12 protein-coding genes and 1 pseudogene are annotated in these 13,299 nt (G+C 54.3%); 9 read left to right on the forward strand and 4 right to left on the reverse strand.

Going from position 1 to position 13,299, the window contains the following annotated elements; genetic code table 11:
- Nucleotides 1-22: 22 nt before the first annotated feature.
- Nucleotides 23-985, reverse strand: coding sequence for a GlxA family transcriptional regulator (locus ACPOL_RS13080; protein WP_114207450.1), 963 nt, complete (start codon nucleotides 983-985; stop codon nucleotides 23-25).
- Nucleotides 986-1,104: 119 nt separating this feature from the next.
- On the opposite strand from ACPOL_RS13080, the gene ACPOL_RS13085 reads away from it, so the two are divergent.
- From ACPOL_RS13085 to ACPOL_RS13095, 3 genes are all read left to right on the forward strand, one after another.
- The gene (locus ACPOL_RS13085; protein ID WP_114207451.1) at nucleotides 1,105-2,118 is read left to right on the forward strand and encodes a zinc-dependent alcohol dehydrogenase family protein; all 1,014 of its coding nucleotides are present in this window, start codon (nucleotides 1,105-1,107) and stop codon (nucleotides 2,116-2,118) included.
- A gap of 189 nt (nucleotides 2,119-2,307) precedes the next feature.
- Nucleotides 2,308-3,036: a class I SAM-dependent methyltransferase gene (locus tag ACPOL_RS13090; RefSeq protein ID WP_161557327.1), complete on the forward strand. Its 729-nt coding sequence runs from the start codon at nucleotides 2,308-2,310 to the stop codon at nucleotides 3,034-3,036.
- A 358-nt stretch (nucleotides 3,037-3,394) separates the two neighbouring features.
- Nucleotides 3,395-3,604 carry a hypothetical protein gene (locus ACPOL_RS13095; protein WP_114207453.1) on the forward strand — a complete coding sequence of 70 codons (210 nt, stop codon included), beginning with the start codon at nucleotides 3,395-3,397 and terminating at the stop codon, nucleotides 3,602-3,604.
- A gap of 787 nt (nucleotides 3,605-4,391) precedes the next feature.
- Here ACPOL_RS13095 and ACPOL_RS13105 read toward each other — a convergent pair.
- The gene (locus ACPOL_RS13105) at nucleotides 4,392-5,753 is read right to left on the reverse strand and encodes a M48 family metallopeptidase (RefSeq protein ID WP_114207455.1); all 1,362 of its coding nucleotides are present in this window, start codon (nucleotides 5,751-5,753) and stop codon (nucleotides 4,392-4,394) included.
- A gap of 577 nt (nucleotides 5,754-6,330) precedes the next feature.
- Here ACPOL_RS13105 and ACPOL_RS36220 point away from each other — a divergent pair.
- The 3 genes and pseudogenes from ACPOL_RS36220 to ACPOL_RS13115 all read left to right on the forward strand — a co-directional run bounded on the left by ACPOL_RS36220 (nucleotide 6,331) and on the right by ACPOL_RS13115 (nucleotide 7,943).
- Nucleotides 6,331-6,513: a winged helix-turn-helix transcriptional regulator gene (locus ACPOL_RS36220; RefSeq protein ID WP_201759198.1), complete on the forward strand. Its 183-nt coding sequence runs from the start codon at nucleotides 6,331-6,333 to the stop codon at nucleotides 6,511-6,513.
- Nucleotide 6,514: 1 nt separating this feature from the next.
- A pseudogene (locus ACPOL_RS36225) lies at nucleotides 6,515-6,766 on the forward strand (hypothetical protein); the annotation flags it as partial.
- Nucleotides 6,767-7,556: 790 nt separating this feature from the next.
- Nucleotides 7,557-7,943: an HXXEE domain-containing protein gene (locus ACPOL_RS13115; protein ID WP_114207456.1), complete on the forward strand. Its 387-nt coding sequence runs from the start codon at nucleotides 7,557-7,559 to the stop codon at nucleotides 7,941-7,943.
- Nucleotides 7,944-8,374: 431 nt separating this feature from the next.
- On the opposite strand, the gene ACPOL_RS13120 is transcribed toward ACPOL_RS13115, so the two are convergent.
- Both ACPOL_RS13120 and ACPOL_RS13125 read right to left on the reverse strand, forming a co-directional pair.
- Nucleotides 8,375-9,013: a TetR/AcrR family transcriptional regulator gene (locus ACPOL_RS13120; protein ID WP_114207457.1), complete on the reverse strand. Its 639-nt coding sequence runs from the start codon at nucleotides 9,011-9,013 to the stop codon at nucleotides 8,375-8,377.
- 113 nt (nucleotides 9,014-9,126) lie between these two features.
- Nucleotides 9,127-10,038: a haloalkane dehalogenase gene (locus tag ACPOL_RS13125; RefSeq protein ID WP_114207458.1), complete on the reverse strand. Its 912-nt coding sequence runs from the start codon at nucleotides 10,036-10,038 to the stop codon at nucleotides 9,127-9,129.
- Between the two features lie 334 nt (nucleotides 10,039-10,372).
- Here ACPOL_RS13125 and ACPOL_RS13130 point away from each other — a divergent pair, with 334 nt between their 5' ends.
- The 3 genes from ACPOL_RS13130 to ACPOL_RS13140 all read left to right on the forward strand — a co-directional run bounded on the left by ACPOL_RS13130 (nucleotide 10,373) and on the right by ACPOL_RS13140 (nucleotide 13,282).
- Entirely contained in the window at nucleotides 10,373-11,206 is an 834-nt protein-coding gene (locus ACPOL_RS13130) for an AraC family transcriptional regulator (protein WP_150132993.1), read from the forward strand.
- Between the two features lie 102 nt (nucleotides 11,207-11,308).
- Complete coding sequence (locus ACPOL_RS13135; protein ID WP_236657452.1) at nucleotides 11,309-12,268, forward strand: alpha/beta fold hydrolase; 960 nt, start codon at nucleotides 11,309-11,311, stop codon at nucleotides 12,266-12,268.
- A 72-nt stretch (nucleotides 12,269-12,340) separates the two neighbouring features.
- Nucleotides 12,341-13,282, forward strand: a complete 942-nt coding sequence (locus ACPOL_RS13140; protein WP_114207460.1) for a TolB-like translocation protein — start codon at nucleotides 12,341-12,343, stop codon at nucleotides 13,280-13,282.
- Nucleotides 13,283-13,299 lie beyond the last annotated feature (17 nt).

Below are 13,299 nucleotides of genomic sequence, written 5' to 3' on the forward strand. Positions count from 1 at the left end.
CCGTTACAAATAAGCTCGTCTTCTAGCGTTGCAAAGTCCGCGGGTGAACCTCTCGGCGATACCTGCCCGGTGTGACACCGGTGGTTCTGGTGAATAGTCTCCCGAACGAAGCGACATCACGATACCCGACACGGATACAAATTTCGGAGACGCCGAGTGATGTTGACTCAAGCAGCGTTTTGGCTGTGTTCAATCTCTGCTCCTGAATCCATTTCCCCGGTGAGGTCTGCAATTCCTCGATGAATCTTCGAGAGAGCGTCCTGGGTGAGGTCTTCAACCCATTCGCTAGAAACGCTATGTCCACTTTAGAGAGATTCCCCTTCACGACTCGGCGAAGCTGCTTCTCGAACGATGTTGACTCTTCCAGCCCGGCTATCTCATAAGGGTTTTGAGATGTTCGCGCGGGCGGAAGGACCATCAACTTTCTGACTTGTCCTTCCTCTTTCGCAAATCCCAGGTCGATCAGGAGCTTGCTGATTAGCTCCAGCCCGGCGAATGCTGCGCCCGTTGTGTAGATCCTTCCATCCTTCAGGATGATTTGCGCCGCATCCCACCTGACCCTTGGAAAACGATCACGCACTTCCTTCTTGAGCCACCAGGAGATCGTAGCTTTCTTCCCATCGAGCAATCCCAAGTTAGCGAGAATGTACGAAGCCCCGCACGTTGCGGCGATGATAGCCTTCTGTCTCTGGGCGAGCAACACCAGACTCTTCGCCTCTTCAGTCTGTCGTTCCAGAGCGCAGATCGCCTCAGTGGCGTTTGTCCCGACGCCTGTCAGCAGCACCAAAACATCCATTTGGCGCGTCGGACGCGGCTTGGTTGGATAGGTGATTCCGGACATGGAGCGGGCCAACCGAGCCTTTGACACGAACTCGAAAGTGAACACGTCCTCTCCGCGAACCTGGTTCACCGCCTGTAGGGTTTCGACCAGCGTTGACGCGATGGCGGAATAGAAGGCTGCCGGAAGATATAGAACGACATGCATGTGGCAAGTGTGGCATAAAAATCGTCAATCCTGCCACTGGCGAATCGATAGCTCTGTACCTAAGCTCAGAACAACGCCGCCAAACGCGGCCAACGATAGCTTGTTATGGAGCGTGAAGCGTGAAGGCATGGGTATTGGAAGGTATTGGTCTCGACAATCTGAAGATGACTGATGTTCCTGTGCAGGACCCACGAGATCATGAGGTCCTGATTCGTGTTGCTGCAGTTTCGCTGAACTTCCGAGACAAGTTGCTCGTGGAAGGACTCTATAACCCCAACCTGCAGTTTCCCATGATCCAGGTTGCCGACACCGTCGGGCGGGTCATACAAACGGGAGCGAGCGTCTCGCGCTTCAAAGTTGGCGACCGCGTCATCACGAACTACGCGACGAGATGGATCGATGGCTCTCCGAATGTGGATGAAGTGGTGCACACACTCGGCAACACAATTCCTGGCGGCTTGGCGGAATATCTGACCCTAAATGAAGCCGTTTTGGTTCTCGCTCCCGACTATCTAACAGACGAAGAAGCATCGACGCTCCCCGTTGGGGCCCTCACCGCCTGGAACGCACTGGTCGGGAAAGGAGGTCTTCAGAAGGGGCAGACCGTCCTGGTTCAGGGCACGGGTGGGGTTTCTATCTTCGGATTGCAATTTGCGGTCTCAATGGGCGCGACAGTCTTCGTGACATCCAGTAGTGATGACAAGCTGGAACGCGTCAAGGCGCTGGGCGCGCACGAGGGAATAAATTATGTCCGGACCCCTGCATGGCACACGGAGGCACTCCGCGTGACGGAGGGACGTGGTCTCGACCACATTCTTGAAGTTGCCGGAGGAAAGAGCCTAGGGCAGTCTTTGGAGGCGATCAAGCCCGCGGGAAACATTGCGGTGATCGGCATTCTTGACGGATTCACATCGGAGATTTCGATCTTCCAGTTATTGCAGAAGCAGGCGATCATTCAGGGCATGGTTACAGGCTCACGAGCGTCGTTCGAAAGAATGAACGCATACCTCGCCGAAAGCAAGATACGTCCGGTGATTGACGCCATCTATTCGTTTGAAGACGCCCGCGCAGCCTACGACCACCTGTATCGCGGCGCGTTCGGAAAAATTGTGGTCCGTGTTGAGGGCGACTAGTTGCACGTTGTCGGGACGGTGTCTTGTTATCAGGTTTCCTCGATTGACCTAAGCACCAAGATCTTACCTGCGGGTATGAATTTGCAGAAGCATTGCAGCGGCTTTCACGTCGTCCGTCAACCGCTTCTGCGTCGGCAAGATCACGTTCAGGTTGTTTGCAGCAGTAGGTGGGGTTACGAAGGGGGCATCGTGGCAATTCGAGAGACCTATGGAATTGACGCACCGGGGGTTGTGCGTACGCTCGGGCTGGTGGGCATCATTTGCATCGGGTGTAGATTTGTCCCGACTAGGTTCGCTATGGCTCCCGTCGCACATAACCTCTGGATGACGGGGGTGAGTTCGCTCCTGGCCGCCGCATGGATGCTCGCATCAAGCTTATGGATCAAGAAGAAGGTAATGTGCTCTCTTTTGTCTCAACGCGATTGGCGTGGCGATGAAATAGTTCTCGATATCGGTTGCGGCCGTGGGCTTCTTGCGATCGAAGCGGCCCGCCGTGTTCCTCTAGGGAGAGTCTATGGAGTAGATATCTGGCAGGCAGATGACCTCAGCGGCAATAATCCGGAGGCAATTCGAGTGAATGCTGCTGCGGCAGGTGTCTCGGATCGGGTGTTTGTTGAAACAGAGGACGCAAGACACCTTCCTTATTCGGACCAGACCTTCGATGTTGTTGCCTCCATGACTGCAATCCACAATATTGCCGATGCAGAGGGCAGGAGGCAGGCGATTGCAGAGGCGTGGCGCGTGGTCCGACCTGGTGGGCAAATTCTCATTTTCGATATACGGCACGCTAAATCGTATCTTCAGGATTTGCGCACTTTCGGAGCCATCGACACACAACACTTCGGCCCAATCATCCTATGGGGTCCAGTTGGATGGCGATTTTCAGCGACGAAACCAGTCGAGCTCTCAAGTCAGTGACTCAGCTGGTGTGTAAAGCTCGTTGCGTAGAACAGCAAAGACCGCATCTGCGCTTCCAGTCCGGCCTTCGCATTTCTGATAAACGACTGCGCACTCGAAAGAATGTCGTCGTGGTGCTAGCCCATAAGCAAACCGTTATGCGCATGGCGCTACGATCTTGCCAGGCAGTCCCTACCAGCAGATTCCTTCCGCTTGAACAGCCGGAATAACGCGTTGAGTTCGTGCATCGTTTCCGAGGGCAACATTGCGGTGATCGGCATTCTTGACGGATTCTCATCGGAGATTCCGATCTTCCAGCTACTGCAGAAGCAGGCAATCATTCGGGGCATGGTTACAGGCTCCGAGCGTCGCTCGAAAGATGAACGCATGCCCCGCCGAAAGCACGATACATCCGGTGATCGACGCCGTTTATTCCTTTGAAGACGGCCGCGCAGCCTATGACCACTTGTATCGCGGCGCGTTCGGAAAGATCGTGATTCGCGTTGTTAAAGGACTATCGGTGGGCGCACCCACCGGTGTCGCATTCTCCATGAACGTCGTGATGGGCTGGTACAAGAGGAGCTTTTGAGTACGCCATCAGCATGTTTGGCGCAGAAAGAGTCGGGCGAAACATACGAGATGTTGTACAGCGAATCACTCCACTCCGACATAATCTGAAGGTCGCGTTGTCTTCGCTCTTGCCCTCCGGATATGCCCTCGGCGCGACCCGGTCGCTTGAAGAGTGCAAGGTGCGGTGATCCGGCGAGAGTCGGGCTTCAACGAAAATCCTACCTCACATAGTCGCTTTTCTGATCCTGCCCTCCGGTACCCGCGGCAGGTAGGGTCAAATGACGGCCTCTCGCTCTTAATGCCACGGTGTCTCCGCATCGAGCTGATCTTCGGCGCGCCACCTCTCGTCGCTCAATACAGCGGATGTCTCAATCTGACGGGCAGGGACCTTCCAGTAGGTCATCAGGAGAAGTTCTTTCTCATGGATGAGACGGCTCTAAAACCGTGCTTTCCTCAGAATTGGATGGCCCACGCGTCTGCCCAGGTCCCAATCAGTGTCGGCGTATCGTTAGTGGCCGAAGATGAGAGAGAAGTGCCGAGCCAATTCCACGGCGGTTTAGCGGTACACAGTGACACGTTGTTGCATGTGGTCGGTTTCGTTAGTACGAAACAATTCAGCGCGTTGCCTTGTCAGAAGTGGGTATTTCCTTCGGGTATGAGATAGCGCATTGGTACTCGCTTGCTGAGTAGATCATCTTTAGCGGCTCATCCCAGCTCTTAAGAGCGCAGAGTTGTGGCCTGCTAGACGCCTGAAGTGCCGAACGAGGCATTCTTTCGATTCGAACTCTTATGCAGTTTATGAGGGATCAGTAGCCGGTTGTAGTGTGGGAATTTTCGCTCTTCCATTGCATTGCTGCGTGGATGCGGGCATAGCCGCTGGGGTGGTCGTAGAAGAGGAATTCCTCGATGGGTCCGGGTTCAAGTTTCCTGTATTGCCCGAGTTTGAGAGCTACCTGTGCTCTGCCGTCGGGCTCGCGCGCGGCATTGAGGCCATACATATCGGCCTCGCACTCCATGGTGCGTGTAATGTTGTTGAGGACGGGAGTCAGAAAGAGCATCATCACGGTGTACGCCAGGACGACGGCTGGAAACATAGCTGGATCCGCTGCCCCAGTCGTTCCCCATTTGTCGCCCCAGCGTTCCTGCATACCTTGCAACCATACTCGCAGGAGACAAAAGCCTATGAGGATGAGAAGGGCGAACTGGCAGAGCATCTTCATGATGTGGTTGAGAACGTAGTGGCCCATCTCATGACCGAGGCCGTCCTCGATCTCTTCGATACTGGCTTGGTGGAGCAAATTATCGTTGACGTTGATCCGAGTCGTATCGAAGAGACCGCTGACGTTGGCGCTTATCTGGGTGGTTTGCTTAGAAGCGTTGACCTCATACAGCTTATCTACCTTGATTCCGTTAGCATGTGCCATTTTCAGAACCGGGATGGTTACCTCCGGATCGCTGAGAGGCGTATAGGTGTTGAACAGCGGTGCGATGTAAACAGGAGCGATCATGATCGCGATCATCTGGAAAGTGACCACGAGCACGCTTCCCCAAATATGCCAGGTGTCGAGCAGCCGGCGGATGACTGTATACACCGTCGCGAAGGCAATCGCGCCGAAAACTAAGATGACGAGCGGTCCGATCATCTGTTCTCGCAACCACCCAGCGAAGGGCTGGTGGGACTGGTTGTAGACGTGTTCCCGGTAGAACCCAACATAGATGTTCCATGGGAGACTCAGGATAGTGCTCGTCAGAATGAACTCAGCGAAGTAGATCCAAGCCTGTATCCACTTGTAACGAGTGAGCCTGACCGCGAGGTCGCGCATGCGTTTGGACACGCCAGTGAAGAGCAATAGCAATGCGATGACGACGGTATAAAGCGCACTCCAGAGCATGATCCAGTAGCCGCCCTCGAAATACTTGTTGGAGGCAGCGCGCTTGTCTGCTGGGACCGTGTCAAGGTAGGCGCGGGTTGCCGCATCCACGTCAAGGTGCCCGGTGGAATCGAATTGAGCTGCGGCCGGTATGGGGCCGAGCTTTATGAGGGTTCGATCAGGAGAAATCTTCGCTTGCGCTAACGCTGTTGGTGCGGAGATGACAGTCATTGCGAGAGACATGAGGGCGAACGTTAGTATTCGCGGCCCACCTGCGCCAAAAAAGGAATTTTTCATCTGCTACCTTTATGCGGTTTCCGCGGCTACCACTTGCGGCCGCTAAAAAGAATCGATTTGTCAGACGAGCGGATGCATGAACTTGGGACAAACTGTTAAGGAGTCATTAGTGCAGATAATGAAGTGGGACGTCTTCACCACCGGCCAACCAACTGAAACTGGGGAATCCCATGGGATGCCCAGCGACAATAGCCTCAAACAAATTGCTTCTCACTGGTTTCATGCGGCTCCGCCCGGTACCGATTTGTATGGATGGTTTTAATGCCCTCTACGGCCGCAACGACTCCCGAATTTTCATCTTTGGGGTCATAGACAAGAACCCTGAACGTCTGTGATTCTTTGTAAGATCTCAACGCGATTACAGCTCCCGATCAATCCTCTGGTCAACAGTATCCAAGGCCGTCCCCGCGATGACGGGTCTGGAAAGCAATATCCTGATTAGAGTCGGCAACGCGCCGGCCGTAAAGAAGGCAGTTTATCGGAAGATAGGCAGGTTTAAGGAACCAGCTATGATTGGACCGACGACGCAACTCGGATCGCATCTTCTCGGACACGACGGCTCCAGTCCAGCTAGCATATGCTCAACTGTGTTCGACTTTTTGACATCGTTCAAGTAATCAGCGGCAAATGGACTACGTTTCTCATGATGGCGCTTGCTGAGCGACGGCAGCGCTTGGGAGAGCTCCGCCGGCTTTTCCCTGGCATTCGCAGCGAATGCCGAAGCAGACTTTGCATGACTTGCAACGCGATGGTTATGTAACACGAGTCGTATTCCCGACAAAGCCCCTAGCGTCGAATACAGCCTCAGTTCTCTTGGTCAATCGTTATTCGCTCAATTGCGAGGTGTATCCGATTGGGCCCGAACGAATCATGAAACTGTGGCGGAGGCTCGCGTCAAATTTGACAACGAGAAGCAGTCGACCCCAAGACTTCATTCCAGTAAGAGGTCAACTTTCACTAAGGGTCACCGAGTGAGTCCACGTCTGTGCTCGCGGGTAATTCCTGATTCTTGACTGCCCGAAGACGGCTGGTCGGACTGTCAGGCCGGAGCGAGATCAACATCCTTGTTGAACTAAGGGATACTTCTCCAGCATTCGTCGAATGTTTCCGTGTCACTTGCAGGCCACGCCGGCTGCCGGTTACCTATCTCTGCCTATCTTCTAAAAAGCTGCCATCTTGACTGTTTCGGCTCGTGCGCCTCCAATCAAGAGGACCTCCCTTTGAAGGGCGACGGTCTTGTTGCAAGTGTTCACGGAGCGTGAGTGTTTGATCGGCGTGGAGAAATGCTAAATGCACACAGGGGGCGGATCGCAGAGCCACAGGCGGGATTGCCAATAGAGTTCTTTGGATCGCCTTTATCTGGGCATGGCTATTCTAGGCTGTCGCTTCAACGCGACCATAGATGGCAATGGAATGGACTGAAGCTCGCACAATGGGATGCGGGAGAAATACTGCGCTATCGTCCTCCTGCCATACGCAGCTGCGTAGACATACTGGCTCATTTGTAGTCAACGGACTCCGGTCGGGGATCAGGCGTTGATATAGGGTTCTCGATGTATACAGCAGAGCGGTGTGATTGTGACAGACGAACGCAGATTCTACGAACTTCAACCTGAGGAGATTGACTGAAGATTGCACGCTCTAAACAGGCCATGACCGATCTCGATCCCTGAGCGATTTAAGTCGCGACCTAGAAAGTCTATATGGATGCGTCCGCCCGACTCTGTCGGACGCAGAAGTGGCTAAAGAACGAGGCGGATCACCGCTGAGCCCGACGCCGCAGAATTCGCAGGGAGGTTTGTCATGACGATTCCGCTCGTTGCTTCATTCTGGCTGATGCTGGCCTTTTACCTGATTCACATTCTCGACGAGTCTCTGCTAGGCGGAAGCTTCGTGGAGAAAGTGAGGAAGCACTGGTGGCCAGAATATTCCTGGGTTATGTTCTTCTGGTTCAACGCAGGTTACCTCGTTTTAATGAGCTCTTGCATCGTGCTGTACGACCGTCAAGGCGATCGCTACCTCTTCCTGCCGCTTGCTTGGGCGATTGAGCGCTTCTGCAATAGCATCTGGCACATATGGTGGGCGGTTCGTTATCGCGAATACTCTCCCGGGCTGCTCACGTGCATCTTAATTTGGATGCAGACCTATTTCATCCTTGCATATCATCCCTCATCTCAATGGGGCGATTGACACACCATTGCGTTAGGACTTCTGCTGGGACTTTCCGCTGCAGCTTTCATTAGTTTTTACATTCCACTAGTCAAGGGATCGGCCTACCGATCTCACAGCCGATAAAAAGGGAGACCGCCAATGAAAGAGGGGAAGACAATCGGAAACTGCCAGACGGGGGAGTTGTGAAAACTTATCAACTAGCATACGGCGTCGCCAAGGAAGGAGGTGCGTCGCGGGACGGACTCCCGAAGACTCTTCTTGTGCGATTGCGCTTCATTCAGATAAGTCAGGGTTTTCTAACCCTCGATCCAGCTTGCCCTTCAAAGGGCAATTCTTAGGTTGGCTTTCATCGTCACGAAACGCACCGGTGTCGAGCGGCGCTTACAGCGACACCCCTGACGTTCGTGGCCACAGCCCTCATCGTCGTCGGGAAATTCCGTGGCATTGTGTTACGAGCGCTGCCCCGGGGGGTGGAACTGAGAAAGATCACCCAAGCAGACTGTCCCTGACTTCTTGAGGACCGTTCCGAAAACGATTTGTCGAAATCGGTGCAGGGCAGCCGGGCCTCCTTCCACCTTCATTCTTAGAATGGCGCCTTCCCAAGAAGCAAGAAGAAATTCAGCGAGATCAACCGGCGCAAACGTTGAATCAATCTCACCGCACTCCTGCGCCTCCTGAATGCATGTGGCGAAGGGCTGACGCCACTCCTGAAAGATGCTTTCCAATCGCTTGCGGAGTATTTTGCTTTGACCAGCGGTTTCAAGACTGAAGTCCCCGATTAGACAGCCGCGGCCCCATTTGTCAGCCGCCAGAACATCCGTCATGTTCTCTATGTAACGCTCCAGTCTTTGCCTTGGCGAGAGCGATGTGTCTTCAAGGGCGTTCTTCACATGACGTTGAAGATTCAGGAAGTAGCGGTCCAACACCTCTTTTGCGAACACTTCTTTTGATCCGAAGTGGTTGGTGAACGACCCCGTGGGTGCTCCCGCCGCACTACAGATATCGCGCACCGACGCACCCACATAGCCAAACTGGAACATCAGCCTGAGGCCTGATTTCAGAATCTCTTCGCGCAGAGAAGCTCTCATATCTACCTATTGTCGTACGTACGTCTTGGGAAACCCAAGTTCGACCATATCCACGTGATAACGTGGGCAAGAGCGCAGCCGTGTGAGCAAAAAGTTCGGCTGCGCCGCTGGAATTACTGCAGACTGAGCACTTGCTTTGGACTGGCGCTGATGCCGATTTCCAGTAACCACTCCTTCACGTTTGCTCCGATCACATCCGGATGGTCCTCCTGCAGATAGTGCAAGCCGGACCGGAGCTTAACCAGGCTGGCGTTTTTCAGGCCCTTGACGAATTCCTCGGCAAACGCAGGAGAAATCAGAGCTCCGGGGTCGCCCACGAACAGGAGCTTTGGATAGGTTGATTCCGCAAGGGCCTTATGCGCGATTTCCATCGTGGCATACACATCCTTGGGTTCTCCCGCAATCGGGAGTTCGTTCGGAAACTTCCAGGTGGGCCGACGGGATTCGCGAGTGATAAAAGGTGCACGGTAGACTGCCATCTCCTCCTCTGTGAACTTCCGTACCGTGGCTCCCGGTAGAACGCCCTCGATAAAGAGATTGTTGTCGAGAATCATCTCCTCGCCCACTTCCGGCGTCCTGAATTTCTGGAATGTCTCCACTTGATCGGGATGGAAGTCATCCCAGGTCGGCATGGGACGGATGAACTCCATGAAGGCCAGACCTCGAACGAAGCCCGGTCTACGGGCGGCTAGATGAAAGGCCAGCCCGGAACCCCAGTCCTGGGCCACGATATAAGCTGAAGTGATTCCGGCCTTCTCAAGGAAGGCATCGAGATACCGCACGTGATCGGCGAAGCTGTACTCTATTTCCGGTTTGCCGGACTGGCCGAACCCGATGAGGTCTGGCGCAATCCCGTGGCCAACGGGTGCAACGATCGGCAAGATGTTGCGCCAGATGTAGGACGAGGTTGGGTTTCCGTGCAGGAAAAGCACCACCGGCGCCTCCGCGTCACCGGCCTCGCGGTAGGCGATGCTGGAACCCAGCACCTCAAGTTTGGATAACGACACATCTGCACACACACTCATCACTTTCCTCCTAATGATTTGGGAAGTCCTATCAAGCTCGCTTAGTCGTGAGACGAATGATCCGACGGCGACCTGCCTCCATTATAGACGTACGTACGTCTATAACTAGATGGAGCGAAGACTCAGTTCGGACTACCGAAAGAGGGCCGCGGAAACCAACTTCGTGGCCAGTCTAGTCGGTCTCTTACAGAAGCACTTGGGCAGTCAAGCATTTCAGATCGTGCATCGCGCAACGTCTTGTTTCACGACAAAGAAGACTTCTAGACTTGTGGTCAAGTCGGTTTAAGCTCGGGCGAACATTGGTTCAGGAGAGGCGAAGATCAAGCAGGCTACTGTGATTGTCGCGAGTGCAATTCGTCCGAATGGATTGGTTGTCCAAATACGTCGAGATCCCCCAGGCATCATGGAGATTCCCGGCCTTGAAAGTGTTTTGGTAAGCGTCCATATTGGTGGACCTACCCGCGTGGATTGCCACCGTGCCCGGCGTCACTTTTCTGGAACTGCCGTGCATGGGGATATCGATGTCGTTCCCCGACACACGCCTGCACGCTGGAAGCTGGTCGGCGATGCGGACCGCTCGATTTTGCTGAGTTTGCCCTACTCGCTTCTCCAGTTGGCATCTTCGCCTCAATCCGATCCCGAGATCGTCTCGCTCAATCGCTTTCAGGTGCGCGATCCAGTTCTGGAATCCTTGGCGACAGCAGCGGCACGAGAAATCGAAGATGGCTGCCCGTCCGGCGAGGCCTATCTGGACGGCATCGGATTGTCAGCGGCATCCCGTCTGATGGCCTGTCATAGAGACGAGGATAACCTCAGCGATCCGCTGCACGATGCCCTGACAGGGCATCGGTTGAAAGCTGTTCTCGCGTACATTGAAGATCGGTTAGGCGCCGATATCACTCTTAGGGAGATTGCTGGTTCGGTTGGTGTCAGTTCGTCGCATCTGACGTCGCTATTTCGCAAAACGATGGGCATCACAGTTCATCAGCATGTGGTGAAGCGCCGTGTAGAACGAGCAAAAGCACTTCTTCAGGAGAGCAAGCTTTCGATCGCAGAGGTCGCGCTGGCAGTTGGCTTTGCGCACCAGAGTCACATGGCGCGCCAAATGGGACGCATTCTTGGGCTTAGACCGCGCGAGGTAAAGAAACGGGAACGCAATGCGGTGTAGACATCTTCGTCAGCGGATTGTGCTCCCAGTCGCCGAATGTGCGCGATCTCAAGCAATCGTCCGATCCACACTGAATGGATGAATCGCAGATCGTTCCTTGAAATGTCAGCTTCCTCATTGATGGCTTTGACCATTCCGACCTCTGCCCTAGCTCAAACCAGGTCCATACTGGACACAGAGTGGTACTCGGCGAATCGTCGCTTCGCGACACTGCCCATGGGACGCATCGCATACCTGGAACGCGGCCACGGTCCTCGCGCCGCACTCTTTCTTCACGGTTTCCCGCTCAATAGTTTTCAATGGCGCGGTGCGCTCGAGAGGCTCTCTCCGTATCGCCGCTGTATTGCACCTGATCTGATGGGCATGGGCTACAGTGAGGGCAGTGATGAACAGGACATCACGCCCGCAACCCAGGTCGAGATGCTGGCGTCTTTGCTGGACTACTTAAAAGTGCAGGATGTCGACGTTGTCGCCAACGATGCGGGAGGCCTCGTTGCCCAGCTACTCATTGCGCGCCACCCGAAACGGGTCCGCACCCTACTTCTGAGCAACTGCGATGTGGATACCAACAATCCTCCGGAGAAGTTTCTGCCCGCAGTTGCCCTTGCAAAGCGCCACATGTTTGCGGAGCGCTATGTAACTCCTCAGCTCGCTAATAAGCAACTTGCAAGATCGGTAAAAGGGATTGGTGGTCAGTACACGCATCCTGACAGTTTGACGGACAGCACCATCGACATGTACTTCACTCCATTGATTGCCTCGCCTGCGCGAAAGATCCAGCTTGATCGATACACCGTGGCTCTTGGCGACAGCGTACTTGTCCCCATACGTAGCGATCTGGAACGTTGGAAGAATCCTGTCCGTATCGTTTGGGCGCTGAAAGACAGCTTCTTCGGTGTCGAGTGGGCTGAGTGGCTGGATCATAGGTTCTCGGGCTCCCGTGGCATCCGCCGTCTTGAAGACGCGAACCTCTTTTTCCCTGAGGAGATGCCCGATTTGATTGCGGAAGAGGCGCAGGCGCTGTGGGCGTATCGCCCGAGGTCGCGACAACCTGTCCGCTAGCCACAAAACATACACGTGCAACGCCCCGAATTTTCAACTCAGATCTAGACCAATCGAAAGAGAGTGGAGACGATGAACAGCCACGACACTGCTTCTGGCATTTTGGGGCACAAATGCCGCCTTGGATTAATAGCGTTGGTTGGAAGCTTGATCTGGCTCACTCCTCTCTTGCTGACAGCACAGTCCGCGACGCCCGTTACGCTGGACGGCAATATCCACCCTGACAGCGACGACACGTTGGCGTTTACACCAGACGGAAATACAGTATTCTTCGACCGTAGCGAAGGTCCGCACAAGACCATCATGGTGTCCCATCGACTTCACGGCCACTGGGCAAAGGCAGAGGTCGCGAGCTTTTCGGGACAGTGGTTCGATCAAGATCCCTTGGTCGCTCCCGATGGCAGTTATCTCCTGTTCAATTCGGATCGTCCAGTCAGACCCGGTAGTAAGCCGCTGACCCAGAATTACTTTGTTGGAGGCACTGCACCCGGCTCAAACATTTGGAGAGTGAACCGCATTGGTGCCAGCTGGGGCAAACCTGTCTGGTTAGGTCCAACCATCAATACCGACGCCTTCATCGATTTTGCAAGCCTCGCTGCGGACGGCACGCTGTATTTCATGCGTTGGAACTCAACCGAGAAGGCGATGCACATTTGGCGTTCTGCCTTTAGGGACGGCAGATACCTAGCAGCCGAACTTGTGACCGTTGGTGATCCAACGGTGTCTGTGCATGATCCCGCAGTGGCACCGGATCAATCGTTCATGGTTCTTGACTATGGCAAGGTAAAAGGTGGCCTGGGACGCTTGTGCATTGCCTTTCGTGACGGCAATCACTGGGGTAAACCAATCGATTTGGGCGACACCCTTAATAAGGACCTTCCTTGGGGAGCGCACCTGGCGCCTGATGGACAAACCGTCTACGTCACTGGGCAATCAGGCATCTCACAAATCTCGTTTGATTCAAAGTTTATGGCTCAACTACGTCAGTCGGATGTAGGCCAAAAGGCCGAATGATTGAATGTCCGACACTT

The organism is Acidisarcina polymorpha, from assembly GCF_003330725.1.
GTDB classification, from domain to species: Bacteria; Acidobacteriota; Terriglobia; order Terriglobales; family Acidobacteriaceae; genus Acidisarcina; species Acidisarcina polymorpha.

Coding starts and splice junctions, on each gene's coding strand:
- ACPOL_RS13080 (WP_114207450.1), bottom strand. CDS start 985: ATGCATGTCGTTCTATATCTTCCGGCAGCCTTCTATTCCGCCATCGCG.
- ACPOL_RS13095 (WP_114207453.1), top strand. CDS start 3,395: ATGAACGCATGCCCCGCCGAAAGCACGATACATCCGGTGATCGACGCC.
- ACPOL_RS13135 (WP_236657452.1), top strand. CDS start 11,309: ATGTCAGCTTCCTCATTGATGGCTTTGACCATTCCGACCTCTGCCCTA.
- ACPOL_RS13105 (WP_114207455.1), bottom strand. CDS start 5,753: ATGAAAAATTCCTTTTTTGGCGCAGGTGGGCCGCGAATACTAACGTTC.
- ACPOL_RS13125 (WP_114207458.1), bottom strand. CDS start 10,038: ATGAGTGTGTGTGCAGATGTGTCGTTATCCAAACTTGAGGTGCTGGGT.
- ACPOL_RS13140 (WP_114207460.1), top strand. CDS start 12,341: ATGAACAGCCACGACACTGCTTCTGGCATTTTGGGGCACAAATGCCGC.
- ACPOL_RS36220 (WP_201759198.1), top strand. CDS start 6,331: ATGCTCAACTGTGTTCGACTTTTTGACATCGTTCAAGTAATCAGCGGC.
- ACPOL_RS13120 (WP_114207457.1), bottom strand. CDS start 9,013: ATGAGAGCTTCTCTGCGCGAAGAGATTCTGAAATCAGGCCTCAGGCTG.
- ACPOL_RS13115 (WP_114207456.1), top strand. CDS start 7,557: ATGACGATTCCGCTCGTTGCTTCATTCTGGCTGATGCTGGCCTTTTAC.